The organism is Exiguobacterium sp. s125 (assembly GCF_018618605.1).
Lineage (GTDB): Bacteria > Bacillota > Bacilli > Exiguobacteriales > Exiguobacteriaceae > Exiguobacterium_A > Exiguobacterium_A oxidotolerans.
Genome location: NZ_JACSMI010000008.1, coordinates 65,582 through 92,458, shown reverse-complemented (window position 1 = coordinate 92,458; position 26,877 = coordinate 65,582). Strand labels below are relative to the sequence as shown.

Here is a 26,877-nt window from a genome sequence, read left to right as displayed (position 1 = left end):
ACACCGTTCGTCTTCCTAGGTGCATTGTTGCTGATGATCGTCCCACCTTTACTCCAACTTGGTAGTTGGGGAGAGTGGTTCTATAAGGGATTGGAATTGATCGTCATCGCCTGTCCGTGTGCGCTCGTCATCTCGACACCGGTCGCGATCGTGACGGCGATCGGAAATGCTGCCCGTAACGGTGTCTTGATCAAAGGCGGAGTGTTTCTAGAAGAGGCGGGGAAAATCAATGCCATCGCTTTCGACAAGACGGGAACGCTGACGAAAGGAACACCGAGCGTTCAACGGTTCATCTCGTTGTCACCTGATCGACGACTCGCTCTACAAGTCGCGCATTCACTAGAACGGCATTCCAGTCATCCATTAGCTAAAGCCATCACGACATATGCGAGTGAAGAAGGTATCCGACCACTTGAAGCGGATACCATCGTGAATCAGGTCGGGAGTGGAGTATCTGGAACGGTTGATCAAGTGATCTATCAGATTGGCGGAATGAAATGGTTTCGGGAGATGGATTATGATATCGCTCCGATCGAATCCGACGTTCGAAAAGCTGAAGAACGTGGTCAGACGGCAGTGCTCGTAGGAAGCGCGTCGCGTTTACTCGGTCTTTTCCTCTTATCGGACGATGTACGCGAAGAGAGCGCTGCGGCTTTACGTAAATTAAGGGAAGACGTAGGTGTCGAGCAACTCGTCATGTTGACGGGGGATAACGCGGGAGCAGCGCACCATATTGGGGGACAATTACACTTAGATGCTGTGCATGCTAATCTATTACCCCAGGATAAGGTGAAAATCATCGAACAGATGCAGGACCGAACGTTACGAACTGCGATGGTCGGTGACGGGATCAATGATGCCCCTGCCTTCGTCACGGCGGATGTCAGTATCGCGATGGGAGGAGCTGGGACGGACACGGCACTTGAGACGGCAGATATCGTCTTGATGGCAGATAATCTGCATAAGCTCCCCTATACCCTTGACCTCAGCCGTGCGACGATACAGATTATTAAACAAAATATCGTGTTTTCTATCGTAATCAAAGTCATCGCGATGGCGCTTGTTTTCCCAGGGTGGTTGACGTTATGGATGGCGGTTCTCAGTGACACGGGTGCGGCTGTCCTCGTGACCCTGAATGCGTTACGCCTGCTGAAGAAGCGGACATCGTGAGGACGCACAATTCCACCATTATAGGTACGTTCGAACGACTGGTTCTTGGAAAAAGAGCCGGTCGTTTGTCGTGGTTAATCGTTTGACGAGAAATCATGAAGCGTATGTGCGGGTCATAGTATCTAGGAAGATTCGATTGACACGTTGGATCCCTACATAAAAAAACGTAAAAATGTAGGAGGATGAGCAGGATATATCGAAAGAAGTCAATCATGCATTGCAAAACGAATCAATGAGGAGTGTGACATACATGCGTATTACCGTCGCGATGGAGTACGGGATTGCTACCATTCTTTATGTAGGGCAAGAGTCGACCTCTTCCCGATCAGGGAAAACAAGGTACGTCACAATCGAGGAGATTAGTAGAGCGTGCGGAATATCTAGAAATCATTTAAACAAAGTAGTGTATCTATTGGGACAATCCGGCTTACTGCATACATTTCGAGGGAGGAACGGAGGGATGACCCTCGGTAAGCCTCTTTCGGCTATCTCGTTAGGTGAAGTCATCCAACTATTTCAGACCGAATGGCATTGGTCAGAAGTCGGTTCCTTCCAGCGACGCATTCAATCACTTCTTCAAGTCCCTTTACAGGAGGCACAGCATTCTTCTTATCTTGTACTGAATCAGATTTCGTTTGCTGATTTATTGAAACAGATGTGATGACGTCAGATAATCGCGTCTGAATTAGCTAAGAGACCTCCAGAATGTCTAGGGGAAAGGCTTATTTGAAATGGAACAGCTGATTCCTCCGAAGAATAAGAGAGTACTTTTCAAGGATGATCCACTCGGGAAGAGGCGCGAAAAAGGATAGCTATCCTCTTCAATTTTATGTGAAATCAAGGTAATGGAAATACAGGAAGGGCTCTTTTGACGATTTTTCGTCATCAGAGCCTTCACTTATGATCTGCATTGTAAAAGGTATGAAGTTGAATAAGCAATAAAGAAAGTGAGTCGAAAATTAAAAGTGACCTACAAGTCGTTAAGGCGTGAACGAGACGATTGACTTAAAAAATAAAGGAACTGACGGAAGGAGACTGAAATTGGGCGTATCACTAATCTTATTTTTTATCGCAGGACTTGCTGAAATCGGTGGAGGCTATTTGATATGGCTTTGGTTACGAGAAGGAAGATCGATACATATGGGAGTAACGGGAGGTATCTTGTTGGCGCTGTATGGCATCATCGCAACACTTCAAACATTTCCGAGCTTTGGGAAGGTGTATGCTGCTTACGGTGGTGTTTTTATCGTCCTCTCTGTGCTCTGGGGATGGGGAATAGACAAGAAAGTACCCGATTTTTATGACTGGGTGGGAGCCTTTATTTGCTTGATCGGTGTAGCGGTCATGCTGTGGTTCCCTAGAGGATAGCATGTCAAGGTAGCGATTCATCTTACGGCGCAGTTGAAATAGTAAAAGAGTGAATAATAGGGAAAAGACGCTAGATCACAGCAATCCACTTCAAAATAAATGACTGGATGAAGTCACTCGTGCATTCGTCAAGCTTCATTAGAAAAGCGACGCATGCACGATGAACTTAAAACAAAACGCTATCGTGATGCAAAAAGACGCCGTATCATCCTTCGTGCATGCTGACTATATGAAGACACGCACGACTGATGATCACATTTCATCCTAACATTTGAACGCTTACTATTTGCTTGAACGCGACGATCTCGACGTCGAGGTTGCGTTTGACGAGATGGACCTCCTCTCGCACGTAATCGAGCTTCTCGACGAAGGCATCGAAACGATGCGTCAAGGGACCATTCATCGCCGTCACCGTGACGATGTCTCCGCTGAAGATGGCGTCGTTCAAGGCGTTCTCGATCGTTCCATCGATTGGTTCCTCCGTATCCTCGAACTTGAAATGATGGACCTCCTGGTAATAGCGTTTCAGCAATCCTTTATGTTCAGGCATCAGGAACGGAATCCATTTCTTATTGCCCCGATCTTCATAACTCATCTAAAGCACCCCTTTTCATAATAAGAACGTTTGTTCTTATTATGTTCCGCGGAACTATGTTCTTCAATCAATTTCTTAGAACAATACATCAATGATGTTTGTTAGTTGAAAAAATAGGAGCTTTAAGTTTTCAAAGCAAAAAACGTCTAACAATCGAATGAGCGATTGTTAGACGTTGAGATAAAAGATGTATAGCTTAATTTTTAAATACAGAACGGTCGTTTTTCATCGCAATAACTTTGAAGATTGGAGCAAATTCTTGTTCTGTTACTCCGAATGCTGTCATGAATTTATTAAACATGGCTTGTTCTTCTCGCTCTGCTTCTCCATCAGATAGCGAAGAGTCCACTAGATTAGCAAGAATACAGAGTTTTTGCTCATGATTTAATACTGGTGCAGCCTCTGCCAAGAATGTATCGATAGAATTACGATCAAAGTATTTAAATACTTTTTCCATTAAATCATCATTGTTATCACCAATACGAATTGTGCCTTTCTTACTCTTTCCACCTAGCACAGCTAGTAGTTGACCAATCTCTTCGTTATCGAACTCTCCATCTGAAGCCATCATGTAGACAAGCGATGTTGCGAATGCAAAATGAGGGTGCATGCCTTGTTTACTTTTTGTACTGTCACCTTTAAACATATCAAATAATCCCATTACAATTGCCTCCTTAGTTGTTTTGATTCGCCGCGTATCTCAACTGTTCTACAAGTGAATCGAGTCGACTTACAGTAACGTCACGAATCGTAAGTTTTTTACTCCCAAATCCTTTTTTATGTGTCAGATAAATTATTCCTTCGTTTACACCAAACGGATTAATTGGAATTGGAATGATATCAAAATCTACTTCTTTAATTTTAGCAAACGGAATCTTTTCAATTGTCCCACTTGGCATGATCGAACCTTTATGAATAGAGAGAACTACATCTGTTTCTGTCATTAGAAGAAAGCCATACTTAGTTAAAGATGGTTGAACACCTTCTAACGCATAAAAAAGCTGATCGGACTTAAATTCTTTTCTCAATGCCTTTAATGTGATTTCGATGTAAGATCGTTCGATTTTTGGTAACTTCATTTTTAAGTCTTCTAGCGTACTCAAACTAATTGGAAAAGTACTATTTTCTAACTGGTTGTTAATTGCATCTAATTTACCCATTTAAAAACTCCTTAACATGATTATATTGTAAATTTTATCATGTATTTTGAAGATAAAACAGATAAAAACTGAACTGTTATATAAATAAGTAATACAAAAAGACAAGTGCAAGATGCACTTGTCCCAAGGATCAATTGTTCATTCTCCGACCATTCCGTCATGGTCGTTGTCCCGCATATATTGATACAACCAGTGCTTCTCCGTGATTGGCATCGCAAAGCCTGCGTCCTTCGCTTCCTGGATCGTCACTTGACCATTGCCGTCGGTATCGACGCGCGAGACGTCTTCGGTCGCTGCAGTATTAGGAGCTGATTTCGATGTTGGTTCTTTTTTCGTCTCCTTTTTCTTCGTCAGACCAAGTGCAGCATTTGTCTCGTCTGGATTACCGTTCTTGAACCGGTCGACGACGGTATTCCCGCGGACCGTATACGTATACTGATACGCAGATGGAATCATCGTCGACGTATTCGGATAGGTGATCTGCACTTCAAAGTTCGTTGCGCCACCCGCCTTGCGGATGACGTCCTCCATGTACGCCTGATCACCATGACGATTCAGTGTACTGTCCTGCGGAGTGATGTTGTAAGCGTTCGAGACGCCACCGAGCGAGTCGGCGATGATATGTCCTTCATCGAGGTCTGCGCGTTCGACGCCAGGCACCTTCGCCTCATCAGAGTAGTAGCGTCCGTCACGCGAGACGTCTTCTGTCGCATCATTCTGGAGGACGATCTTCTTCGCGATGACGCGGACCAGCTGACCATGCTCATTCGTGAACGCCCAGTATTTCCGGTCACCGAATCCGATGTCGACGACGACATTCGCCTGGCGATTACCGGACAGATCTCCACCATCGACTAAAATCTTCTTATATCCTGTGAAAGAATCCTTCGGGGGCGTCTTTGATTCCGTTGATGGATTCGTATCATCTGTTTTTTCTGATTGTTGATCGGAGTCCTTTTTCGCATCGGTCTTTTGTGTAGTGGTGTCGTCCTGCTGCGCTACTTGCTCTGTTTGATCGGGTGGAGGTGAGGTCGTCTCCGTATCTGTACATCCTGCCATCAATAGGACGGAAAGGGGAATCGCTATGTAAGAAATCTTCATGAGTGTACTCCTTTACTGTTCAGTCTGTCATTGCGTCCTTCATTATAACGCTACTTACCAGTTCTTGCTGTCTTATTCGGTATTTGTAAGGCGATAAATGATCCTTTCAAAGGCATGGAACAGAGCGGTACCGCTCTGTCTGATGGAAAGGGACCGCAAGCCGTCCTGTTTCCGTACTCTAGCTCGCTCCTCGTCGGCGCAAGGGCCATCAAAAAAAGCCGCTGCCGTTCCTCGTCTTCCTCCGCGTTTTGGCTCAAAGCACGCTTTTCGCTCGCGGGCTCCGGAAGCCTTCGTCCCGGTGCGCTATCCGCTTTTTTTGATCTTTCCCTGTGGTCACCCTTGCGCCGTCTCGCGACGCTCGCTGCGTTCCCGTCAACAGGACGGCACCGTGTCGGACTGCATCCCACTTGCGAAAGGAGCTTTTCCATGAAACTGACTACACTCGTTGAAATCACTCGTATCCGCCAAGAGGTTCGTGAGCCGGACGTCGTGCTCGAGACGACGCACATCACGTCACCCGAGGACGCGTTCTGTGTCGCGAAACGTTTCATCCAGGACGATGACCGTGAGGTGTTCCTCGTCATCCTGCTCAATACGAAGAACCGGGTCATTGCTGTCCATCGGGCACACGTCGGAAGTATTAACTCAAGCGTCGTCCATCCCCGAGAAATCTTCAAGTCCGCCATTCTCAACAATGCAACGTCGCTCATCGTTAGTCATCAGCATCCGAGTGGTGACCCGCATCCGTCACGTGAGGACATCGAGGTGACCGAACGGCTCGTCGAGGTCGGACGCATCGTCGGCATCCAGCTCCTTGACCATATCGTCGTCGGTGCCGGAGACGAATACGTCAGCTTGAAAGCACAAGGTGTGCTGTAAAGAGATGATAGAGCGTAGACGGACGGGACAACCCCGTCCTGTCTGCGCGCGAGGGCATGGACGAAAAACGACGCCGTTTTTCTTTTGAGAGAGCGCAAGCGAGTAAGGAATGGATTCGTCCCGAATCCAAAGGCAATGAGAGACCCGCAGTGGACGGATCCACTGCGGGTGGGAAAGTACATCTGGTCTACTCTAGGTAGAAGGGTGTGATGGAGGATACAGGAATGAGACAAGTAATGGAGTGCATGAAGATTCGAGGGGAGATAGTTGATTGAAGTGAATCGATCCTCCTGTAGATAGGTAGTGATCTTCTTTCTATTTGCTGTACAGCATAAGAAGAAATTTCGGGCTCATGCGTGAGGCTGTAAGCTGCACGCAGCAACATCCTCATCGCACCGCTGCCCTCCTGCCGGATCGATAACGAGAGTTGCACATCGCTTGCGCGAAGCATCTCTACGTTCCTGTTCCTTGCGACGGAGGGCACGGAGCGGATGTAAGAGATTAATCAAATGAGTAAATTAAATAATTTTAAAGGAACGTGACCATTCAGGAGAAAGTACTTGTCCATTAGATAATATATATTCAAAAGACTTCCCGTTTATTCTTTTTCCTGAAACAAGCCATTGAGACTGGTCGTTAAGGTTCTCTACTACCATGCCTACTCGAAGTGTCATTTTCGGAGCTGTAACTTCGATTGATTTTATCTTTAGTTCTTCTTTAATATACGCTTCATACTTTTCTCCGTACTTATCTGTATAACTATCAAATTCAATCGACACACCCTCTACTTCACCGAGTTCAATTAATTTATTTACTTCACGAATATCGCTTAGTTCTAGGGATCCTGTCGCTTTTAAAGAGTTGTATAAGTGTTGAATCTTTGAAGTCGATAGCATAGTACGTCTCCCCTTTGTGACGAATATGGATTCATTAAATAAGAGTAATTATTCTAGATTCTATTTATTCGAAGCGTAGACATTCTTTCCAATTAGAGGGGAAGCCCATTCTACCCAAGAAAATGATGTCTTGATGATGCTCTAATTGAAGTTCAATATTATCCAAAAATTCGTTCCACGCATCTACGGTATTTTGTGAAGCGTATTGTAATACGTTTTTTAATGTGAGCATGTTAGCGAACAAAGTAGCATTGTCATTTTTTTTGATGCCGGCTTTCCGAGTGTCTTCTTTTAATAATTTAGGTCGAGAAGTCGTGAAGAAGTTTCCATAAATTCGAGAATAGTGTGCACAACTATTTCTTAAGAATTGAATAGTACGCACCCAACTCGAAAATTGTGTTTTATAAGATTTATCAAAACTTTCTTCAATCCAATGTGCGCGATATTCATTTTTTAGAGTTGATAGAAAGTGAAATAACTCTCCAAACGTTAATTCCTCCACCAACAACCAGAATGGGAAACAATTTTGTTTCTTTTTTTTATGATGCATGACTGATAAAGACTTACTTTTAGAAATTCTTCTATTGAATGCATTCAAAACTTCTCGTGCCCGTTTGCGTGATACATAAATATTTTTATCAAGATAAAAGACGCTTGAATCATAAGATCCTTTGTAGGATTCACATAAGCTTTTCACTAATGTTGCTCTTACCATTAACTCTACCGCACCTGTAAAGCGGTTTAATTGTTCACGGAGAAATTGATCAAAGTTGTATAAGTCGCGACATTGCGTAAAACTAAATGATTCTTGAGAATCCCAAGGTAGCATCTTTCTAAAAATTGAAAAACTATAGTAGTTATTGTAGGTGAAAAATTCTTTTGCTTCTTCTTTCTCTAAATCTGTAAAGGTTAGCGCATGATCTGTTTTACAACAAAGTTCGTCAATGAGTTGATCAATTGTTTTATATGGTTTTAACGAGTTTTGAGGAGACGCTTTTAAAATAAAGGGAGTCTCACGTTTCTCAAATAGGTAAGTTAATAGTTTCAATAATTCATGCACGTTTAGTAAACCCCTGTCCATCTCACTTCTTTATTTGGTAATTATAGTATGTAATTTCATTGTAGAACAGATTTAAGTACAAAAAAAGACCTACCGTGGTCCGCATTGTTAAGAGGCGTGGTAGGTTCATGTAGTAATAATATAGCCGATTTTCAGTAAAATTAAACAAAAAAAGACTCACCGTGGTCCGCATTGTTAAGAGGCGTGGCAAGTTCGTGTATATAAAAAATAACATGTGAATATTACTTGGTCAATATCAAAATGATTTATTTTACCGATATTTTAGATATATTTCTCGTAATGTGAGAGTAAAGGAGTGAGTAATATGGACAGAAAGTATTTAACCGAATTTGGATTGTTAGTGAAGGGACATCAGCTTCAGCTTTGTTATCCTCAAGATCTTTCTTATTTAAAAAGAGAGGGGAAAAATCGATATCACCTGTACATGATCTGTCGAATTCCCTATATTTCTTTTGTTAAAGATTCTCTAGAAGTAACAACTGGATATATGAAATTTTCAATTAAAGTAGAGAAAGAAGAAGGGGATTTTTCTTATATTGACTATAAGATTAAACGAGATAATGAAGCAGAAAGTAATTATGATTCATTTGAACTTGATGAATCGCTAAGAACTATTGTAATTAAAAAAGGCGAAACCACGTTACATATTCGTCCGACTTATTTTTATCCAAAGGAAGATTCGAAAATACTACTTCCAACTGAGATATTGTATGTAGGACAGTCTTACGGAAACGAAGGAGAGCGAAGCGCTGTATCTAGGTTAAGTGGACATGAAACTTTGCAGAAAATTGTACAAGAACATTCCTTTAATCGAAATTTCGGAGATATAGCAGTTATTTTAATTGAACCAGAAGCCAAAATTGTATCGATGACAAACCCATGGATTCCTTCACAAGTAACAGGGAAAAACAATGAGCTGCATGAAAAAGAAGTCTATGAAACTATGAGCGAAGAGTCGTATAAGAGTGTGGTTAATATTACAGAAGCGGCGTGGATTAGATATTTTCGACCTTACTATAACGAAAAATTTAAACAGATTTTCCCTAATATAAAACACACAAGCTATAAAACCTACTATGATTTAGACTTTGGGAGCGTCATGGTAGATTTAGATTTCGGATGTATTGGTTTAGAAGCTTATAACGAACACATAGCACCTATAAATCATCCAATTGCAGAATTTCCTTTTCACTCTTCTGAAGACAGAAAAAATATGTTTGATTTATTTTGAGCGATTAAGTTGATAAAAATAATACGAATGAATCATATTTATTATTAAATGTTGATAGAAAGCGATTTTAGAAAGACCGCTTCTTTTTTTATGAAGAGGAGATCGATAGTGTGGAGCTTCGTAACGGATCAGTTATTCTAGACAACATCGTTCTTCTCTTAAATAAGGTGATTCGTAAATCACCTTAAGTCATTCTATGCTGTGTTCAAGAAAACAGCGAGGAGTGGATCAAATGAGCATTCTAGAAATGCTAAAGGTTATTGATCAAGACAAGAAACAAGAAGAGAAGAAGCCAGATAAGATGACATTGATTGATGCTCAACTTCGATTCGTGCGAGAAGTGGATGGTTCGATCGAGTACGTGACATGGTTCATCGATGTCGATCGATTGACACACTTCATGCAAACGCACTTTACTAAGCAGACCCATTGAGGTCTGTTTTTTGTTTGTCAATCTACGTATAGGATGACCTGTCAAGAAAAATGGATAGGTGGGAAATATAACCAACTTTATCCTTGTATTCACTGTATACTGAAGATAACTTACAAATCAGGAATGGAGCGATGAAAGATGAAACGAAAATGGATGGGTGCGAGCTTAGCGCTCGCAAGTGTTGGGTTACTCGTCGGACCACAGCAAGGTGCAGAGGCAGCGACACCGAAAATCAAGGTCCACTATATCGATGTCGGTCAAGGTGACGCGATTTACATCAAGATGCCAAGTGGTGAGGATATCGTCATCGATGGTGGCAACAAGGGGAAAGGTGATGCACTCGTCGCCTATCTAAAGAAACAGAAGGTCGGTGATATTGAGGTACTGATCTCGACGCATCCGGATGCCGATCATATCGGTGGGCTTGATGAGGTCCTCGACTCGTTCAAGGTCAAGAGCGTCTACGCACCGAAGGTCAAGCACACGACGCAAGCCTATAAGGACTTCTTGTTGGCGGTTAAACGTGAGAAGCTGACAATCAAGACGGCAAAGGCTGGTGTCTCACTTCCGGTCAAAGGTGTGAAGGCGCAGTTCGTCGGACCGGTCAAAGACTATGCGAAGAGTGATCTGAACAACTGGAGTGCGGTCTTACACGTCGCTTACAAGAAGAACACGTTCTTGTTCACGGGAGACGCGGAATTGAAGTCGGAGCAAGACATGATCGCGAAGAAGAAGACGCTGCGTGCGGACGTCCTCAAGGTCGGGCATCATGGGGCGAAGACATCAACAAGTGCGACGTTCCTCAAGTACGTTAAACCGAAGTACGCCGTCATCAGTGTCGGGAAGAACGCGTATGGACACCCGACGAAGGAAGTCGTGACGAACTTGAAGCGTGCGAAGGCGACGATGCTGCGGACCGATAAGAGTGGCACAATTGTCTTCGAAGGGAATGGATCGTCCTACACGATCAAGAAGTCGAAATGAAAAAGCGAAAAGGGATTATCGACCGAATTGAAGAGAAGTGGGTCGTCGTCGAGTTCGATGATGGGATGCGCGACATTCTGATTTCCCGCTTTCCGATGACGGTGGAGTCCGGTGATGTCATCTGGATGGATGAGTACGGTCATATCGAGAAGGACGACCGTGAACGGCAGCGACTCTCGAATGAAATCGATGAGCTGATGGAAGAACTATGGGAAGACTAAAAAAGAAATGAGCTGAAGCAGATGAATAAGTTAGGACAAGCGGTCGTCATCGTTGGGTTAGGGTTATCACTCGTTGGATGCGGCACACAAGAGACAATAGAAGATCCACCAAAAAAAGCAGCGAATCCGACTGAAAAGGTCGAGGTGGCAGAACCGAAAAAAGAAGATGTCTATTTCAAAGACGACACGTTAAAGATCGACATGGCGACCGTCAAGATTCTTTCGACAGAAGTACTTGAGCCGAGTAAAGAGTATTTCCGCGAAAAACCACAACTCGTTTTCACATATGAGACGACGAACGACAGCAAGAAGCCACTCAATGGGATGAATGTTTGGATTGCTTGCTTTGAAGCGACACAGGAAGGAACCGATACAATTAACAAGTTAGAGGTAGGGATGACGCCACAGGAAGAGAAGTATGCCTCTTATTTAGAGCATCAGTTGGATGATATTAAACCGGGTGGTACTGCAAAAGGGATTATGGCTTATGACATCGAGGACCCGAAGGCAGTCGTCACCTTGAAAGCAACCCAAGGATTATCAGGAAAAGAGTTGGGTGAGAAGAAGATTGAACTGAAATAAGAAGATGAATTGATAGAATCATATCTGGTGAAGAAAGGGAGATGACTATGAATCAAACATTTACAGAAGCGCAAGCACTCATTTTAGAAATGGGAGAAAAGTTTAAACCATATATTGTCGTAGGTCTTAAACAACGTTTAGAGATGGAAGAAATCATATCTACATTTGAAACGTATCTTCAAACACGAAAATTCGATCGTTCGGGACATCGGATCATTTCAAAATTTAGCTTTGAACAATTTATTTTGCAAATGAAATATTCTTAATTAAAAGAAGGCAATATGACTTCGCTTCAGGAAGCCATATTGCCTTCTTTTTTTGAAGTTCAAGCGCAAGAATATAATCATTTTTACGTTCAGCTATTTAAGATGGCACTGGCTTTCTTTTCAGCTGTTTTTTCATCTGTCCAGTCCATTTCAGACAGCATACTCGCTTGAACCTTTTCAATCTGTTCACGTGTGTAGCCGAGCTGCTCCATCGCGATGGCAGCATAAGCAATTGCTTGATTATTAGTCATGGTCAATCCTCCGTCTTGTCTGTATTGTCAGTTTTATCCTACTTTTTTATAGTACTTGATTTTAAAAGAAGAGAGGACATCTTTTTAACGGCTCCTGAAGTCCTGCTCCGGTACATTGAAGTGACGCGTCACGATTTGTCGGACCTTTTCTAGATCACGGTCTTCCGTCGAAATCATCTCGTCGTACCATGCTTTTTCGAGTACTTGTTCGGTCTCCTTACTGACGACTTCTGTATTCAGGATGTGATGGTACGGTCCCATCGCATCATCGAGGATGCAGAAGTGTTGGCTGATTGGTTCTTCGCCTGGGATGACGAGCGTATAGGCGACGGTCTCATGTTCGTCGAAGTCACGGTCGTTGGCTTTCGCGAACGGTTCGAAGAAGTCTGTCGCTCCATGAACCAGCATCATTGGTTCTTCAAAAGACGATAGATCTTGCTGCGTGTCTTGCTTGGCGATGCTCGTCAGGTAAGCACCGACGTCCTCCGGTGAATGTTGCATGATTCGTTCTAGCCGTTCAGCTAACGGTAATCCGTGTTCTGTGATCTGTGCATTCTGTTCGATGTACTCAATCATTTTAATCGGTGATGCTTCGCGTTCCAAGATTTGCTCCTGCTCGAGTGAAGCATGAATCTCACGGATGAAGTGATCGGATGTCTGATGGACTTCGTGCAACAGGTCTTCCTTATCGCGCAAGTCTCTTCCTTGCGTCCAGTTAGCGAGATACGACAATGAAAACTCGTCCGTCGAAAAACCAAAGTGTGCCGCGACCGTATAAGCGACCATCTCCGCTTGGAATTCCTTCTCATGTGGATTCAACTCAATTCCACGCTCTTCATTTCGTTCCACGTTGTGCAGATTGGCATGCGCGAGTTCATGAATCAGGATGGTCACGTTTTCAATATCCGAGTTCCGCGGATTGAGGGCAATCGCGTTCAGTTCCGGATAGAAGCATCCTTTCGCGGTACCAAGCTCGCTTAAAGGCTGATCGAGTATTTTCACGTCTTGTGTCTCAGCAATCCCGTTCAACGCGCGGCGAAACGATTCCGCCTCACGAAGCGATCCATTTCGATGATAGGAAGCGAAGAGTTCAGAGACTTCGAGTCCCTTCTCCCGAGCATCGGTCTGTGTGTACTCGAAGACATGACCAATCTTGTAGTACATCGCTTTCCGCGTCGGAAGTGCGCCTTCCTTTGCACGCATTTGCTCCGTCTTCGTCGCGTCCTTCCATGCCACCCAATCCGTCTCTCGTTTGATGAACGTAACAGGGGAGGGGACGAAAATCTTGATCCCTTTCTCTCCTTTTTGAACCTGTACGCCTTGTTTCTCCCAGTACGCATAGGAACCGACGGCACGGGCGCCTTGGAACTGCTCTTCGATCAACAGCATGTTCCGTGTCGAGTAGCGATGGAACCGGCTCATGAAGTCGAGGTGTTCCTTAATGCTCTCCTGACTGACGAAGTGGGAGGCGAGCTGCGTCTCCATCTTATCGGTCAACGCCTGGACTTCCTTCTGGTAATCCTCACGCGTTTTCTTCTTGTATGCCATACCACTCACGCTCCTTCCGACGAAACGGACGAATCAGCAGCATCTTCGAAATCTTCTAATTCCTGTAGAACAATCGGGTCGGTAGCGAGTCGATCGAGTAGTAGATGACGACGATCACGTGATACCGGGAGTAATACCAAGGGTTCTTCCTGCAAGAGCTGCAGTAGCGCGTGTTCCTCCTGTGAAAGGGGAATGTCATAGCGCGTTTGATGAATCATGACGGTGACGTGGGTCGGATGCAATTCGAGAAATGTCGCGAGTGTGAGGGCTTCGAGTCGTCTCATTTGTGAGTCATCCTTTCTTTATCTGAATGCTTATGTTGCTTTCGCTGGTCGATTCGCTGTTTAACAGCCGTCTCTGCCGTCTCGAGGAAGGAGGGACGATATTCGGTCGTCGGAATGATGTCCTCGATGCTCTCCGTCTGCATCAAGGCTTGGACAAGTTCAATCAAAATCTGTGTTTGGAGGTCTGTTTGTTGGACGCTCTTTCGTAACGGAGAAAGACTTTTCGTGATCTGTTCTTCCCAGAACGACGTCAATTCTTGCTCGATTTGTCTCGAGACGGAATGACTGACATAGTTCAAGTCCCATTGCTTTTTGATCATCTCCTGATAGTCGCGGATGATGTGATCGATGGCTGGACCGACCCCAGACAATCGTTCTCTCTCTCGGTATTCCTCTAAAAAATCAGTGGTCACGGCACTCATCTTGATCCGGACTTGTTTTGTTTCCTCCATTGCCCGTCACCTTACCTTTCGTGTTGGACTTCCTGTTCGAGTTGTTCAAACGCACGCTGATTCTTGATATGATCCCACTCATCATTCATGTGTCGTCCGATCCGATAGAGTGTCTCTTGCATGATCCGTTCACGTCGAAACGCTGACTGGATTCTTTGTCTAGGTGAGGATGTCTTCGTCTTCTCAAGCTTCTGGGATGACGTAGGCGACTCACGCATCTCGGAGAGGATAGCGTTTCCCATCCGCGTGTAGAGATCCTGTTCTTTCGTCTTCCGATAAGCAGACGCTTGCGATGCCGATCCGTAACTTCGCTCGTAGAATGCGACCTCGTTATCCAGTCGTTGCTTGAAAGAGGTATGCTCCTTCTCGAAGTAGGTCGCAAGATACGTGTCAGTCAATTGATTGAGTGAAGAACGTACTTCTTTCATACCGTTCATGTTGTAATACCACTGGCGCTTATCGTCCGGTAATCGTTTCTGAATCGCTTTATACTGACGTACAAGTTCCGGATGTAGCACGCGATTTGAAACGGATAGTGTTGCATGATTTCGTTTGTGCGCGAGAACTTCATCACGGATGAAGGCATTTAACTTCTCCTGTTCCCGTGTCCGATCGGCAAGCGTATGGACGACTTGTGCCTTCATCTTCTCAATCGTTTTCGGTTTCCGTTTGCCACGTTCGCGTGGATGCATCGTCTCGACTGTCGCGACATGGACGTGGATGTTATCCGTGTTGTAATGAATCGCAGCGGTCCATGTCGCATGCAGCATCTGTTCCTTTTCAATCATCAGCGCGGTCGCGTTCCGTGTCGCCTGCATCAACCGTTGTTCATCGATGTAACGATTTTCTTTGACGCCGACTTCCTGTAACCACGCTCCATCGAACGAGATGACGTCTTGCCAAAGGATGCTGCCGTTCTCTTGTGCCCGACGGAAGATATCGCGTAAGTGCTCTCGTTCCCTCGCATTCAATCGGTCTTGCGTCGCTGTGAACAGACCGCTTGATTTCAGTTCATCTTCCATATAGTCGTGATAGTTTTCGAATTGATGCGATCGCGTTTTCGTCTCCGGACGATCGATGTAGCTGAGGTAGGTCGTATAACGACGCGCACGTCGTGTTGCTTGCGGTAACTTGAACTTCGACTTGATGATGACGCCCGGAATGTTACTCATCCTGCATCACCTCACGGAAGAGTGTAGTCAAGAGTTCGAGTTCGGTTGCACTCCGCTTCAGATGCAAGGTATTCGCTTCGAGCTGTCGTTCGAGGCGTGCGACCTGTGTCGACTGGACGCCGTCTGCACACCAGGTGGTCAATAATCCTTTCAATAATTCTTGTCGGGAACACATTTGTTTCTCCGCCTGTTCGTCGAGTTGTTTGACGAATCGGGGGTCGATGTCACGAATCAAGAGATCCATTCGTCTTCCTCCTTCCATCAGGAAAGTCAGTCTTAATGATTTAAAAAATGAAAAGTTTTCCGAACAATTCACTCGCTCCTCCTGTCATTAGAAGTGAGAAAGGTGCTACCACTCAGATTAAGAACGGAGGGAACATATGCAATCGATCATCGAACAGAGTTACGCTCTTGGAGAAGCCGTAAGCGTCTCCTTGATCGTCGAACTTCTGAAGTATATCTGGTCGAAGATGCAACATCATGAGATGAAAAGAGTCGAAAAAAGTGACGTAACAGAATCGATTTAAGCGTTGATGAAGGTCGATAGAATGACTAAATGTACGTCGATTATTTTAGAGGAGAAAAACCAAAAATGGTTCAACAACGTGAAAAAGAGCATAAGGGGAAACTGCTATCACTCAGCGTGCTAGCCTAGGCGGAGCCTAGTGTTTCCCTGATATCATCAAAATCGCCAAAAGGTCACACCGCGTGCCACTAAAAACCGCATTTTGGCACGGTGTTTGCCACCTTACCATTTCATTTCACGTGCTTTAATGCGCAGCTGATCTTGTCTTTTTTCTTCTTGCGTGAGTTGTTTTTTCAATTCCGTTTGTCGTAACAGTGCGTCTTCTTTGTCTTGCTTCAGATTGAAGATTTCATCCTCACGTTCGACTTGTTCATCGAGTGTCAGGTCGGGTAAGGTGGCTTGTTTCATCTCAATGTCTTGTTCAATCTGTTGGATGAGAGAAGCGTGTTCCGTCTGTTCGCGCTTCATGTTCTTGATCCGTTTTTGACTTTGCAGGTGCTCGTCAGCGAGAAAAAGTTGTGCATAATCGTCCGCTTGTTGTTTAGAAAGTGACGTCTTTAGTACACGTCGTTGATCCATATAGAGTGATTCGACGAGCGCATCTTCTCGCTTCGTCACACTCAGCTTCTCGAGTGACTGTTCAGGTTTAATGACATACAAGCGGAGGGCTAGCTGATCAAAGTCGCGCGGTACATTTTCGATTTCGAAGACATAGTGCTCGTCTTGGTGATAGACGATTCGGACGCGCTGCTCATCCGTCGGGCGTTCCTTATAAGCGATACGCGTAACAAGTCTCGTCGCGTAATCTTGAGGTTGATCGAACTGGAGACGGATGCGCATTTGTTTTCGCTGCACATCATGGGACCAATCGAGAAGCGTGACGGTCTGTCCATTCGTTAACCGTTGTTCTTCGCCGATGGGTGTCGCATTGATCGGTTGTTCCTCGGCAAAGAAAAGGGAAGAGAAGCCGAAAAACAGAAAACCAATCAAGAAGAACAGTCCTGTTCCGAGATACAGTCGCGACCAATCACGGGTCAGCGTCTTTCGTTTTCCTGGATGCATTTAGACACCTCCTGACGTTTGAAGGCTCTTCATCTGATCGACAACGTAACGTTTATCTTGATGCGTAAAGGTCAGTTCAACTAATTCTTCAGACGTCTCTTCATAACCATTGGCATCGATCGTCAATGTCCGTTTGAAGCGGACGAGACAATGCTCTGGATCGTCCCGATTTGGAAAGACTTCGATGTCCGAGACGGAGGCGGTGAACTTGTTATCGCTTCCGCTACTCGCGAACAACGTTTGTTTGATGGACTCCGACATATACTGATCGGCTTGTCGTTTGCGTGTTGGATAGGTCCCATCCTCCCATGTGAAGGCGAACGTGATAAAGCGTTCCGCGCTCTTCGAAATGATTGAATTTTGTTCTTGCTCTTGTTCATTAGTTGAGATGGACGGATCTGACACCGTCGTTTTTGGTAACACATTCTTCTCGTCTTTCTCGACGATTCGATGCGATTCATCTGCTGCCATCGAACGATATTGATAGACATTGGCACTGATCGACAGCAACAGACAGAACAACACGAGCCATAGGAGATGACGACTCGTCAATGCCATAGTTCATCCCTCCCTATAGCGAAAACAGTGGTGCCGGATCAATGTGACCGGACCAATCACTCGTCTTAAATTCGATGTGCAGATGATTCCCGGTCGAACGTCCGGTCGACCCACACATCCCGATCGCTTGTCCAGCTTCGATCTTTTGCCCCGTCTTAACCTGGCGTGCAGAAAGGTGGGCGTAAGCGGTGATCCAGTCGCCTTGTTTGATCTGAATCAGTTGCCCATACGGTCCGCGTAAACCGCTATAGGTGACGGTACCGGAGCGAACGGCGTGGACGGTATCCGTATCGTGGCAACTGAAATCGATGCCCGTATGGATATCCGTCTTTCCGAAAACGATCCGTGACCCGAAACCCGATGTCATCTGCAGTGGGATGTCGAGCGGAGCATGAAGTTTCCCTTTAATCGGTCCTGTCTTGCCTTCCGCTAGTACGGTCGGTGTCAGATAACGGAGGACAGCATCGACATACTCGATGTCACCGTAGCAGGCTTGATGCTCGATCGCGCTCGGACGATGACACTGATAGATGCCGCTCTTCTTGACGCGTTGGTACATCATCTGTGAAAAAGAAATCGCGAGTTGTTTCGTATAGCGTCCGCCATTTTCTTTGACGTAATCGATGAAGCCACCCCCGAAGTTGTAACTCTGGAGCGTCAGCTTGACGTCCTTGTTCGCTTGCCGGAAGACAGATGCGAAGTGCTTCACGCCGTAACGAATGCTCTCGTCAGGAGAGGTGATGCAACCAATCCGTCCGCACTTCGATTCACTCGCTTGCATTGGATCGTTCCCGCGTCCACCGCTTTCTTGCATCATCAACGCAAGGACGACGTTCGTCTGTCCCTCGAGTTGCTCCTTCTTCAATTCACGCGAAATCGCTTCCCGGTATTGTAGAACATCATCACTGACTTGTAGGCTTGCGTCCGAGTAAGCGATCGGTGTCTCCGTTGCTTGTTCGTTCTCGATCCCGGTCAACGTATCGAGAATCCCTGCGACGATGATGATCAGTAGGAGAATAAGAAGCGCGATTCCGAGAGCGATCAGACGATACTTTAAGGTCAGGAGCCGCCATTTCATCCGGACGGCGACGCGTGCCGACTGCCGGACCGTACTCCACATCAGGCACCACCTCCGAACAAGGTCAGCTCCTCAGGTGAGACATCGACATCGAAGATCAGCGTCTTCACACCGGAGATACTGAGGACGATCCGTCCCGTCTCGAGCGACGGGATCAACCGCGTCTCACTCTCCGTCAACTGTCCGTCGAAGACGGTCTGGATCGTCGGGATGCTCTCGGCATCCTGCTCGCCGATGAACTTATACTGCGTCAGCTGGAACAACGTCTTGACGTTCTCTGCGTTCTCCGACTTCGAACCGGTCGGGACGAAGTCCGTGATCAAGTGGGAGGCGAAGAAGATGCCACCGAAGTATTTCCGTGCTTCCCGCATGAACTGTTGTAGATAAAGGATCGCCGGTTGGGCGATGTCACGCGTATTGATTAGGTGATGTGCCTCATCGATGACAATCAGATATTTGAAAGCATCCTCAATCAATAGCTCACCCTGGTTGTAGCTACGGAGTTGTCCGGCACCGTTGAGGATCATCCCGTCCCACAGCATGTTCATCAGGTTGAAGACCTGTGCCTGAAAGATTTCGTCTTTCAGATTGGTCAGGTTGCGTAGCGGGAATGAGACAATCGCTTCCTCGTCAAATCGCTCGATCGAGGAATGTCCGTCGAAGATGTTGCCGTAGTTGTGAACGAGGTTCGTAATCGCGAGCTCGATATTCTCAAGACGGCGGACACGGTTCGTACTGATCGTCTCGCGGATCGTCGTCCGCGAATCGTCCGCATACAATTCAGAGCGGACGAGCGCTAAGAAGTCAGAGAAGACCGGATAGGTGTTTGCAGGGTGCGTCGTGATTGGCGCGTCACCGTCCTCATTCCAGAGCCCTTTCTCAAGGTAGAGTTGCCGGAGCAGGATTTCGAACTCGTTCGCTTCTTCTTGTGTAGCTGCTGGATTGATGTAGTGATAGAAGACCGCAATCTTCGATAGATGTTGCATGAACGAGAGTGCCTCATCCGCCGAGCCGTCGGCATGTGTGACCGTCTTATAGACATGGAGCGGATTGATCCGTCCGGCAGAACCGTCAAGTGCGATCTCCTTTCCACCGAGCTGTCGTACGAGGTCGGAGAACTCGCCCGTCACGTCTAAGATGCGAACGTGATTCCCTTTGATCGCTTGATCGAGGACCGTCTTCTTGAGCAAAGTCGACTTCCCGGAGCCCATCTTACCGATCATCAAGGCGTTGTAGAACTTCCGCTGCTTGTCCTTGTGGAATAAGTCGAAGATGACGCTTCCGTTCGTATCGGTCGTCCCGTAATAGGTCCCAGTCGGATCCTGTAGCGACGTGAAATGAAACGGATAACCTCCTGCGATTGAGAGCGACGGAATCTCTTTCCCGCGACGACGGTTCGGTAGCTTTTGCTGTTGCTCATAGCTAAGGAACAGGCTTTGCCATTCCCATTCCTGTTCGTTCAGGAAGACGGTTGCACGGAAATTCCGTGCTTCGAGTTCTTCCATTACGTCCTGAACTTGGTGTTCGAGTACGTCGAGTGTCTTCGCTTTAACGTAGAGACGGAGATGCAGGTACTTCATCGTTTCGCCTTGCGTGATCTGTTCGTAGAGTTCATTCAATTCCTTATACGTTTCCCGCGCATCAATCCGGTCGACGTTATCCTTCGCATTCTCGAAGCGCGTATTCTGCTCGGCCATCGACTTGTTGATCGTCCGGATCATCTCCCGTTTGTCTGCCGTCCCGATGTCGAGCGTCGTCAGGACGCCAGGGAGATTGAGGATCGGTTCGAGCCAGAAGTCGTAGACGGTCGATTGATACTTATAGACATGGAGACAGGCGAGATACCCGTCACCGGTCCGGACATAGTTCGGCTCGAAGCGGAGTCCGCCTTGCGGCTGGATCGCTTGAACGAATGTCGGATTATAGCCGTCTTGTTGTTTGATTGTCTCCGGGTCCTGCTTCCGTAGAAAACGCGTACGCCACATGACGCCATCACTCCTTTCCGTCCTGAGTCGGTTTGGTATTTGGGTTGTGTAGCTGGAATAACACATGGATTTTTTGTTCTAGTGTCAGTTCGACCATCGGATTGCTGCGTCGAAGCAGTTTCGTCAATTGATGCTTTCGTTCCCGGAGCATCGCCTCATCCGGTGCATAAAAAAAGAGGAGATAATCGCGATTCGTGCGATGCTCCTCGAGGTAGATCAGTTCCTGTTTCTTCTTTTGCAAAAACGGATGATAGGCGGCGTTTTGATTTTGCCGAAGCTGTCGTTCGATGCGCTGTTTCTGTTTCTCCAAATTAAGCGGTGTATTGAGCGGAATCACCTTCAACGGATGAATATATGCCTGCAACAGATAGGCGAGGGAGAAGATATCATGGTCCTTCTCCGTCTCGGACAACCCGTAGATATCCTTTGAAGTCAGCTGAATGATGTCGCAGAATGTCCCGTCCTGCATCTCGAACCCATCGAGCGCCGTGGCATCAATGATTGGTAGCAGAGAGGCGACAGAAGGCGGGATCCGGATGCGTTTTTCCTTCCGTGTTGGAGGTGTCGTCAATTGCATCTCATCGAGCCAAGTAATGTCTGTCGTCGGAATTGTTTTAGATCGTTTCTCTTCCGATAAACTCATGCCATCACGCTCCTTTCGATCCGTCCTTACCGTCTGTCAATGCGATATACGTGTCTTTCTTCTTCATCAGCGCGTAATAGAGCACGTGAATCATCCGTTTCTCTGGATTCGTCGTTGGGCGGATGACGAGGAAGAGTCCGAACGCGACGAGGAAGAATGTGAATGGCAGATGTAAGGCGTCCGGGATGAACGGCAGGGCAATCAACCGGACGATGATCAAAGCGACGAGAAACAGTAAATCATAGAGATAGAGCATCTTATTGATCTTCAGCTCGGTCGTGACTTCGTTCGGAATCCGGTACTGGCGCTGTTGCATGGTCTCACTCCTTTTTCGGGTCTAGACGCGGGACATCGGTCGAGTACATCCGGGACGATTCTGACGTCACACGTGTCTGCGTTTGTTCGACATGCTTGAGTTCTTTTTGTGTCGTCGTCTCCAGTGTCTGATAGATCGACTTTCGTTGCCGCTGTGTTCCGGATGATATCTCTTGCGACTCAGTGATAGAAGGTGAAGAATTGCTCGCGCCTGAAGAGGGTAGAGTATGTGCTGTCTCTTTAGGTGTCGTGTTAGATGTTGATCCTGAGTGAATAGAAGATGGATTAGGTGCACGTGTTCCAATAGGTTGTTCCGACGGTGAAGTAGGTTGCGATGCGACAGTTGTTTCAGAGGTATTGAACGCATCAGATGAAGTAGTTGGTTGTGCCTTCATCGATCCATCGGGCATCTTCGGTTGTGAAACAGGTATTTGCGATGATGACGGAGTAGTCGCAGGTGATTGTGGTGAGACGGAGTTCGAACGGCTTGGCATGGACTCTTTTGATGTTGTTGCAGTCGGACTCTCCGAATTCGTGTCGTGCGTCGATAAATCAGTGGATTCAATGCGCTGGTTCTCTTGTCCGGTTGATCGTGAAGTGCGCTCTTGTACTTGCGAACGAACTGGCAAACTGTCAGACGAACGATCCGGACGACCCGTCGGTGTGCCACCATTATGTGGTGGGTTCGGTGGTAACTTTGTACTGGCAGCTTCTGAGGCGGATGGGGTAGTTGGTTGTGATGTCCTCTTCATCGTCTGTCCAGCGACACGAGCCCCTACTTTTGCCGTTCCTTTCCCTACAGCATACGCACCAAGTGCGACACCCCACCCGCGTTTCAGACCCGCATCGATCCCGAAGAGGCGTTCGACCATGTTGGGTCCATCAATCAAGGCAGCGGAGAAAGCAATCAACGCGATCAAATAGGCAAGACCGTCGAGTGTATCAGCCAGATAAGCCGTCCCAATCGTGTAGAGCTTGATCGAGACGAAAATCAAGATGATGACGAGGAACGTGTTCAGGATGCTTTGAATGACTTTCTTCGTCTTTTGTCCGCTGTGTAGGTCAGCGGGGGCGACTAAAATCGCTAGAACATAATTAAAAGCCAACTCGAACGAAAGTCGAGCTAGCTTGTAGGCAATCGAGAAGAGGGTGAAGCCCATCACGCCAAGGGTGACAAGAATCGTCAGCCAGTTCGGATGATAGCGATAGTAGTACTGGTTATTCCAATCAAGTCCGCTTTGATCGAGTTCGCCTAGTACTTCCTCACTACCGTCCCAAAGAATAAATGATTTTGAAAGTTTTGATCCAGTAGTGGAGATGTCTAGTTTATTGCTATCGAACACCTCATTTATCTGTAATCCTTTGATTAATTTGGTCGGAACATTATTTTTTACGACGGTTTCTGTATAGTTTTCAAAACCATTTTTATCATATGCTACTAAATCATTTAAATTTTCTTTGAGTATTGTTTCAGATATAGTTTCCTTTTCAGAACCATATATACTACTACTCTTGACTTGATTGACTGCCTGATCTGTGAATTCATTTAGTTGTTTCATCGTAGGTGAGAGAAGTCCTAAAATCATCAATGAAATGAAAATATTGATAAGAAGCCCTTCTCGATCGAATTTCTTTTGAAAAATGATGAGATAGCCTGTAAAAATAAAGTTGCCGGCTAATAGTACATACAAAAAAGGTTGAATCGTCTGAACGAATTCAACCACTTGAGGATTATTAAAGAATGTTTTGATCATCAAAATATCATCTGTAAGACTTTCGAGAGAATCAATCAATAAAGAAAGCCCTCTGACAAAAATCCACCCTACAGTTCGTAAAGCGTCGTTAACTAGATTACTTAAATTGAAAAGACGTTCGAATTCGGTAAGTTTCTGGATAACCTGAGCATCAGACATATCTATCCAGACCTCCGTTTCATTCTATTTATTATTAGTTACAAACTCATTGACTGTATTAGTAAAAGTCTCATCAGTAAGGCGATTAATATTTAATTTATCTTTGATTTTTCCTTTCGACACGTAATATAAACGTTCACCTTGTAGCGTAGATGTGTATTCAAAGTTTGCTCTATCCACTATTTTTTTAGCATCAGGTTGAAAAGTATTATAGATGTTGATAGGTACTTCGTTTTTTTTCGCTATGGAATCGAGTTTATTTTGATATGAGCCAATATCTCCGTCTTCCTCTTTTAAAATTAGTAGAAATCCTTCCTGTTTTCCATCCATTAGATTTTCTACCTTGGATAACTGTACTTGATTCGCCTGACTAGAGTCTTCAGTTTCACTACAACCGACTAAAAGTAACGCAGAGGAAATCAATAGTCCGGAGAGTACTCGTTTCGCTTGCATGCCTCCACCCCTTTTCCGTTTATAACACCTGTTCCGGATCCGTTAAATCGCCATTACTGACGTGAACCCGAAAATCGAATGTGTCTATAAGCGTAACAGTTTTTCGGTCGCCTGAGTCTGGGTCTTCTTCCTCAAATACGACGAGGAATCCGTCCCGGGTCTGGATATTCAAGACTTCACCGCGGCGGAGACGCTTTTTATTCTCCTTGATGATGGTTGCGATGACGCGAAGTTCACGTTGGACGCGTTCCGTGCGTGTCAGTTCTGTCATTTGATGCCCTCCTTAGACGCCATGACGAAGTTTCTCGAGTCGTTTGCTGATGATTGTCTTCAAGAAATGGCGCTGGTTGTCGGTCACAGGAATTGTCTTATCTAGGATGCCTTGTTCGAACAGATCAATCGGTAACGTATCGTATTCTGTCGTCTCGAAGATCGAGCGCAGGATTTTCGGCTGCAGGACATCGCAGACGCGCCATTCTGTTGCGTCAGGTGTCTCCTCCTCCGTCTCAACCGTTTTCGATGCAACTGAGGCACCGAGATGAAAGGAGACACGAAGTGTATTCAGATCTAGATGGGCATGCGCGCAGGGAATGACGAGATCATTGATGGAACGATCTGTGTTAAAGTCATCTGCCAAGTATTCATAGCGGTATTTCATCGCCGTTCGTCCGGTCAGGAAGAGGGGATAGGACTGTATTCGTTTCTGTTGTTTGTCTTGTCGCTTGATGACGCGGATGATCAACATCTCGCCTTCCTTCAGTCCCATCACTTCCGTTGCTGTCAGCAAGCGCCGACCATCGACACTCTCCGTCTTCGACTTCGAGAGAGAGAACGTCTGTCCGGAACGTGATTTCGTGACGATTGTTTGCTCCCCGAGCTTCTTCGAAATCAATTCTGCCGTCGACTCATCTGCTGTTAGTAGGTAGTGCGTGTTCCCGCAGTTCCCGTCGATCGTCTTCCAATCCTCCCCGTAGAGGTTCTCGAGTTGTGCGTAGGACTGGATGACGAGGTTGAAGCGGATGTTCCGGCCGAGACAGACGGTGATGATGTTCGCCATCCCTTCAATTGCCGGCATGTTCCCAAATTCGTCGAGTAGGAAGATGACCTGGCGTTCACAACGTCCGCTCGCCGCTTGTGAGGCGACGCGAGCGAGCGAGGTATAGACTTGTTTGACGTACAGTGAGGCGATGACATTCAGTGTTGGATCATAGTCCGGGACGATCAGGAAGACGGCGACCGGGCGCGGATGCTGACGAATCTCCCGGATGTCGATCGGTGCATCCGTCGTCCAGTCGAAGAGACCGACCGTCTCGTCTCTCCAACCTGAGAGTGACACGGTATACTGCTGTCCCTCACTTTCTACGGTGGTATTGGTATCCACTTCGAGGTTTTCTTCGTGATGGAGTACAAAACTCCCATCGTCGTCCGTCGTCAAGGCGAGTTGTTTCCCACTTGGAAAGTAGAACGTCAACCGTGACAAGGGAAGGGCACGTCCTCGGATCCAGCGATTGAAACCGATCAGTTTCATATCAAGGGAGTTTTGTGCCGTTAAGCGTGCCGTCGCATCAAGCGTAAAAATCCCGAGCTTGGCATTCGTATTGGCGAGGATGCTCGCGCGCGTCTGACCACCGGAGAAGTGAAGCGTCGCGTACTGCATACGTGCCGGATGATTCTCCGGAAAGGCTGCGAAGAAGGCGTCGAGTGCCGATTGTTCCTGTCCCATTCCATCGATGACTGTGCGTGAGCCGAGATCGGATAACATCAAAGCGACGTTATACATCGTGATCTTCTCCGGTTCATGTTTTGCTTGTTCGCATAATCCGAGAATCAAAGCGGTGCAAAGGTCCGTCGATGAGTTGCTCCAGAACGGATCCTTTGCCTTCGGGTCATGGTAAAGCATATAGGCGACCGAACGGGCATACTGTTGGGCGAGAGAGTAGTTCTCGTCCAAATAAGCGTCGATCGTCAGCTGTAACAGGTTGTAGGACATTGATTGCGATGGATTCATCAGGTTCAGGACCTTGACCTGATACCCACGTGCTTCGAGTGTTTCTTTGGAGGCGGCGAACAATTCACCCTTCGGATCATTGATGAGCAGGCTTGCTTGGCGTTCGGCACGACTATAGAGATCGATCGTCGAGAAGACGAACGTCTCGCCTTTCCCGGAACGAGTCGTCCCGATGACAAGATTGTTGACAGCACTGTCATCGATGTAGAGGCGATCACGATAGCGCCCGACCGGAACACCTCCGGATCCGCTGTAGGTCTCCTTACGATCCGGTACGTCCCGATACTGCTGTTTCAGCTCTTGAAACGTCGTGAAGCGGGCACTTCCCTTCTGTGCAGCCTTGAGATCACGGAAGTTGAGCCAATACTTTAATAAGAGAAATCCTCCTAAGAGGAAGCAGACACCGAACAAAGCGAAAGCGATGGAGGTCGACCAAGCGAGTGTCGTCCACCAACTCGATTCGTACTGAAGCGGAGAGCCGGTCGTCAACTTCCCGTCCTGGAAGAGATTTTGGATTGTCTGCTGCAGGAACTGAAACACGACATTGAGTACTAAAAAAAAGAAAATTGGTAAAGCAATCAAGAAGACAAGACAGCGCCAAAACCAGGTAGATGAAAGAATATATCGGAATGATCGTGATTTTTTCATTATTTCAATCACCA

At 46.3% G+C, this 26,877-nt stretch carries 33 protein-coding genes; 11 read left to right on the top strand and 22 right to left on the bottom strand.

What is annotated here, in order from left to right; translation table 11 throughout:
- The 3 genes from KNQ05_RS14680 to KNQ05_RS14670 all read left to right on the top strand — a co-directional run.
- The coding region (locus tag KNQ05_RS14680; protein ID WP_214805979.1) for a heavy metal translocating P-type ATPase at positions 1-1,170 on the top strand (1,170 nt) is incomplete at its 5' end.
- 232 nt (positions 1,171-1,402) lie between these two features.
- The gene (locus tag KNQ05_RS14675) at positions 1,403-1,831 is read left to right on the top strand and encodes an RrF2 family transcriptional regulator (RefSeq protein WP_353049620.1); all 429 of its coding nucleotides are present in this window, start codon (positions 1,403-1,405) and stop codon (positions 1,829-1,831) included.
- Between the two features lie 380 nt (positions 1,832-2,211).
- Complete coding sequence (locus KNQ05_RS14670; RefSeq protein ID WP_214805972.1) at positions 2,212-2,538, top strand: YnfA family protein; 327 nt, start codon at positions 2,212-2,214, stop codon at positions 2,536-2,538.
- Between the two features lie 259 nt (positions 2,539-2,797).
- Here the strand turns inward: KNQ05_RS14670 and KNQ05_RS14665 are convergent, their stop codons facing one another.
- The 4 genes from KNQ05_RS14665 to KNQ05_RS14650 all read right to left on the bottom strand — a co-directional run bounded on the left by KNQ05_RS14665 (position 2,798) and on the right by KNQ05_RS14650 (position 5,394).
- Complete coding sequence (locus KNQ05_RS14665) at positions 2,798-3,133, bottom strand: YolD-like family protein (protein ID WP_214805969.1); 336 nt, start codon at positions 3,131-3,133, stop codon at positions 2,798-2,800.
- Between the two features lie 196 nt (positions 3,134-3,329).
- A complete protein-coding gene (locus KNQ05_RS14660; protein ID WP_214805967.1) occupies positions 3,330-3,794 on the bottom strand; it encodes a tellurite resistance TerB family protein in 465 nt (154 codons plus the stop codon).
- Positions 3,795-3,807: 13 nt separating this feature from the next.
- On the bottom strand, positions 3,808-4,293 hold the full coding sequence (locus KNQ05_RS14655) for a hypothetical protein (RefSeq protein ID WP_214805964.1): 486 nt from the start codon (positions 4,291-4,293) through the stop codon (positions 3,808-3,810).
- Between the two features lie 138 nt (positions 4,294-4,431).
- Positions 4,432-5,394, bottom strand: a complete 963-nt coding sequence (locus tag KNQ05_RS14650) for a DNA/RNA non-specific endonuclease (protein ID WP_214805961.1) — start codon at positions 5,392-5,394, stop codon at positions 4,432-4,434.
- Between the two features lie 426 nt (positions 5,395-5,820).
- On the opposite strand from KNQ05_RS14650, the gene KNQ05_RS14645 reads away from it, so the two are divergent.
- Positions 5,821-6,273 carry a JAB domain-containing protein gene (locus tag KNQ05_RS14645; protein ID WP_353048694.1) on the top strand — a complete coding sequence of 151 codons (453 nt, stop codon included), beginning with the start codon at positions 5,821-5,823 and terminating at the stop codon, positions 6,271-6,273.
- A gap of 518 nt (positions 6,274-6,791) precedes the next feature.
- On the opposite strand, the gene KNQ05_RS14640 is transcribed toward KNQ05_RS14645, so the two are convergent.
- Positions 6,792-7,169, bottom strand: a complete 378-nt coding sequence (locus KNQ05_RS14640) for a hypothetical protein (RefSeq protein WP_214805959.1) — start codon at positions 7,167-7,169, stop codon at positions 6,792-6,794.
- A gap of 64 nt (positions 7,170-7,233) precedes the next feature.
- On the bottom strand, positions 7,234-8,229 hold the full coding sequence (locus KNQ05_RS14635) for an Abi family protein (RefSeq protein WP_214805957.1): 996 nt from the start codon (positions 8,227-8,229) through the stop codon (positions 7,234-7,236).
- Between the two features lie 325 nt (positions 8,230-8,554).
- Here KNQ05_RS14635 and KNQ05_RS14630 point away from each other — a divergent pair, with 325 nt between their 5' ends.
- The 6 genes from KNQ05_RS14630 (at position 8,555) to KNQ05_RS14605 (ending at position 11,967) form a co-directional block, all read left to right on the top strand.
- Positions 8,555-9,481, top strand: coding sequence for a hypothetical protein (locus tag KNQ05_RS14630; protein ID WP_214805955.1), 927 nt, complete (start codon positions 8,555-8,557; stop codon positions 9,479-9,481).
- A 232-nt stretch (positions 9,482-9,713) separates the two neighbouring features.
- On the top strand, positions 9,714-9,914 hold the full coding sequence (locus KNQ05_RS14625; RefSeq protein WP_214805953.1) for a hypothetical protein: 201 nt from the start codon (positions 9,714-9,716) through the stop codon (positions 9,912-9,914).
- A 153-nt stretch (positions 9,915-10,067) separates the two neighbouring features.
- Positions 10,068-10,898: a ComEC/Rec2 family competence protein gene (locus KNQ05_RS14620; RefSeq protein ID WP_371742171.1), complete on the top strand. Its 831-nt coding sequence runs from the start codon at positions 10,068-10,070 to the stop codon at positions 10,896-10,898.
- Positions 10,895-11,119, top strand: coding sequence for a DUF3006 domain-containing protein (locus KNQ05_RS14615; protein WP_053451907.1), 225 nt, complete (start codon positions 10,895-10,897; stop codon positions 11,117-11,119). Before KNQ05_RS14620 ends, KNQ05_RS14615 begins: the two co-directional genes overlap by 4 nt.
- Positions 11,120-11,140: 21 nt before the next feature.
- On the top strand, positions 11,141-11,701 hold the full coding sequence (locus tag KNQ05_RS14610) for a DUF5067 domain-containing protein (protein WP_053451908.1): 561 nt from the start codon (positions 11,141-11,143) through the stop codon (positions 11,699-11,701).
- Between the two features lie 47 nt (positions 11,702-11,748).
- Complete coding sequence (locus KNQ05_RS14605; protein WP_053451909.1) at positions 11,749-11,967, top strand: hypothetical protein; 219 nt, start codon at positions 11,749-11,751, stop codon at positions 11,965-11,967.
- 89 nt (positions 11,968-12,056) lie between these two features.
- Here KNQ05_RS14605 and KNQ05_RS14600 read toward each other — a convergent pair whose 3' ends face one another.
- From KNQ05_RS14600 to KNQ05_RS14575, 6 genes are all read right to left on the bottom strand, one after another.
- Positions 12,057-12,218, bottom strand: coding sequence for a hypothetical protein (locus KNQ05_RS14600; protein WP_160315907.1), 162 nt, complete (start codon positions 12,216-12,218; stop codon positions 12,057-12,059).
- A gap of 84 nt (positions 12,219-12,302) precedes the next feature.
- The gene (locus KNQ05_RS14595) at positions 12,303-13,766 is read right to left on the bottom strand and encodes an ArdC-like ssDNA-binding domain-containing protein (protein WP_214805951.1); all 1,464 of its coding nucleotides are present in this window, start codon (positions 13,764-13,766) and stop codon (positions 12,303-12,305) included.
- Between the two features lie 5 nt (positions 13,767-13,771).
- On the bottom strand, positions 13,772-14,050 hold the full coding sequence (locus KNQ05_RS14590; RefSeq protein WP_214805949.1) for a hypothetical protein: 279 nt from the start codon (positions 14,048-14,050) through the stop codon (positions 13,772-13,774).
- Entirely contained in the window at positions 14,047-14,502 is a 456-nt protein-coding gene (locus KNQ05_RS14585) for a hypothetical protein (protein WP_214805946.1), read from the bottom strand. The genes KNQ05_RS14590 and KNQ05_RS14585 overlap by 4 nt, the downstream gene beginning before the upstream one ends.
- Positions 14,503-14,513: 11 nt before the next feature.
- Positions 14,514-15,674, bottom strand: coding sequence for a MobP2 family relaxase (mobP2, locus tag KNQ05_RS14580; RefSeq protein ID WP_214805943.1), 1,161 nt, complete (start codon positions 15,672-15,674; stop codon positions 14,514-14,516).
- Positions 15,667-15,918, bottom strand: a complete 252-nt coding sequence (locus KNQ05_RS14575; protein WP_053451914.1) for a hypothetical protein — start codon at positions 15,916-15,918, stop codon at positions 15,667-15,669. Before KNQ05_RS14575 ends, mobP2 begins: the two co-directional genes overlap by 8 nt.
- A 136-nt stretch (positions 15,919-16,054) precedes the next feature.
- On the opposite strand from KNQ05_RS14575, the gene KNQ05_RS14570 reads away from it, so the two are divergent.
- Positions 16,055-16,201, top strand: a complete 147-nt coding sequence (locus KNQ05_RS14570; protein ID WP_214805940.1) for a hypothetical protein — start codon at positions 16,055-16,057, stop codon at positions 16,199-16,201.
- A gap of 221 nt (positions 16,202-16,422) precedes the next feature.
- Here the strand turns inward: KNQ05_RS14570 and KNQ05_RS14565 are convergent, their stop codons facing one another.
- From KNQ05_RS14565 to KNQ05_RS14520, 10 genes are read right to left on the bottom strand one after another with little or no spacing between them, the layout of a single operon-like run.
- Positions 16,423-17,262, bottom strand: coding sequence for a hypothetical protein (locus tag KNQ05_RS14565; protein ID WP_214805937.1), 840 nt, complete (start codon positions 17,260-17,262; stop codon positions 16,423-16,425).
- Positions 17,263-17,820, bottom strand: coding sequence for a hypothetical protein (locus KNQ05_RS14560; RefSeq protein ID WP_133208775.1), 558 nt, complete (start codon positions 17,818-17,820; stop codon positions 17,263-17,265).
- A 13-nt stretch (positions 17,821-17,833) separates the two neighbouring features.
- Positions 17,834-18,940 carry a lysozyme family protein gene (locus tag KNQ05_RS14555; RefSeq protein WP_051656372.1) on the bottom strand — a complete coding sequence of 369 codons (1,107 nt, stop codon included), beginning with the start codon at positions 18,938-18,940 and terminating at the stop codon, positions 17,834-17,836.
- Positions 18,940-20,883, bottom strand: coding sequence for a VirB4 family type IV secretion system protein (locus KNQ05_RS14550; RefSeq protein WP_050678819.1), 1,944 nt, complete (start codon positions 20,881-20,883; stop codon positions 18,940-18,942). Before KNQ05_RS14550 ends, KNQ05_RS14555 begins: the two co-directional genes overlap by 1 nt.
- 7 nt (positions 20,884-20,890) lie before the next feature.
- Positions 20,891-21,526 (bottom strand): hypothetical protein, encoded by a 636-nt coding sequence (locus tag KNQ05_RS14545; RefSeq protein WP_214805934.1) that lies wholly within the window; start codon positions 21,524-21,526, stop codon positions 20,891-20,893.
- 4 nt (positions 21,527-21,530) lie between these two features.
- Positions 21,531-21,842, bottom strand: coding sequence for a DUF5592 family protein (locus KNQ05_RS14540; RefSeq protein ID WP_029343412.1), 312 nt, complete (start codon positions 21,840-21,842; stop codon positions 21,531-21,533).
- Between the two features lie 4 nt (positions 21,843-21,846).
- On the bottom strand, positions 21,847-23,754 hold the full coding sequence (locus KNQ05_RS14535; RefSeq protein ID WP_353048696.1) for a pLS20_p028 family conjugation system transmembrane protein: 1,908 nt from the start codon (positions 23,752-23,754) through the stop codon (positions 21,847-21,849).
- Between the two features lie 24 nt (positions 23,755-23,778).
- Positions 23,779-24,207 carry a hypothetical protein gene (locus KNQ05_RS14530; protein WP_214805929.1) on the bottom strand — a complete coding sequence of 143 codons (429 nt, stop codon included), beginning with the start codon at positions 24,205-24,207 and terminating at the stop codon, positions 23,779-23,781.
- Positions 24,208-24,226: 19 nt separating this feature from the next.
- Entirely contained in the window at positions 24,227-24,478 is a 252-nt protein-coding gene (locus KNQ05_RS14525) for a hypothetical protein (protein WP_029343409.1), read from the bottom strand.
- A gap of 12 nt (positions 24,479-24,490) precedes the next feature.
- Positions 24,491-26,863: a VirD4-like conjugal transfer protein, CD1115 family gene (locus tag KNQ05_RS14520; protein WP_214805926.1), complete on the bottom strand. Its 2,373-nt coding sequence runs from the start codon at positions 26,861-26,863 to the stop codon at positions 24,491-24,493.
- Between the last annotated feature and the right edge of the window lie 14 nt (positions 26,864-26,877).